Below are 1,030 nucleotides of genomic sequence, written 5' to 3' on the forward strand. Positions count from 1 at the left end.
GGGGAAAGACAAAGATACAGAGCTAGGGGAATTGTTAGAAACCGATGACATTTCTCCAGAAGAATCAATGATGCGAGAATCTCTGCAGCGAGAGTTACAGCAGTTGCTCGCTGACTTAACCAGCCGCGAACGGGATGTAATTTTAATGCGCTTTGGGCTTAGGGATGGGACAGCCTACTCCCTAGCGGAAATTGGTCGAGCCCTAGAGCTTTCCCGGGAGCGGGTGCGGCAGATTGAAGCCAAAGCATTGCAAAAGCTGCGTCAACCTAAACGGCGAAATCGGGTTCGAGACTATCTAGAATCCCTTGCCTAGTCAAGCTTTATCAGGAAATTTGCTTGTTGACTAATTCAGGGGGGCTGCCCCTATACTGGGGGATTAATCAGGGATAATTCTCAATAAGCTAATCTTCTTGAAAATTCCTGATGAATTGTGTACGCTTCTCAATAAGACCGCTTTCTTGACTTGAGAGGTGCCTATGTCTGCTATGTCAACCTATACAGCATCCTCCCTTAAGGGTGAGCTCAATGACCGGGGATGGCGGTTGACCCCCCAGCGGGAAACCATTCTAAATGTTTTCCAAAATCTCCAAAAGGGACATCACCTAAGTGCTGAGGATTTATACAACTGTTTAGAAGAGCAGGGAAATCCGATTAGTCTGTCAACCATTTATCGAACCGTTAAATTAATGGCTCGGATGGGAATTTTACGGGAACTGGAGCTGGCGGAAGGGCATAAACACTATGAACTCAACCAGCCTCATCCTTACCACCATCACCATCTAATTTGCGTTAAATGCAATAAAACCATTGAATTTAAGAGTGATTCAGTTCTAAAGGTCGGCACAAAGACGGCCTACAAAGAGGGATATCACTTGCTTGACTGCCAGCTTTCGATTCATGCGATCTGTCCCCAGTGCCAGCGATCGCTCTTGCCCGGTTAAACCTCACCCTGGCTGATCGCTTCAGGTTTTGTCACTGCGGTGACAAAATCATTCTTGGCTGGGGATATTTAAGCAAGAATAGCTCAGGT

At 46.6% G+C, this 1,030-nt stretch carries 2 protein-coding genes; both read left to right on the forward strand.

Features of this window, described 5'->3' with window-relative positions; genetic code table 11:
• The coding region (locus AC2VE5_RS28200; RefSeq protein ID WP_486890806.1) for a sigma-70 family RNA polymerase sigma factor at nucleotides 1–313 on the forward strand (313 nt) is incomplete at its 5' end.
• Nucleotides 314–485: 172 nt separating this feature from the next.
• Nucleotides 486–941, forward strand: a complete 456-nt coding sequence (locus AC2VE5_RS28205; protein WP_486890807.1) for a ferric uptake regulation protein — start codon at nucleotides 486–488, stop codon at nucleotides 939–941.
• Nucleotides 942–1,030 lie beyond the last annotated feature (89 nt).

Source organism: Aliterella sp. E5.1 (genome assembly GCF_057473825.1).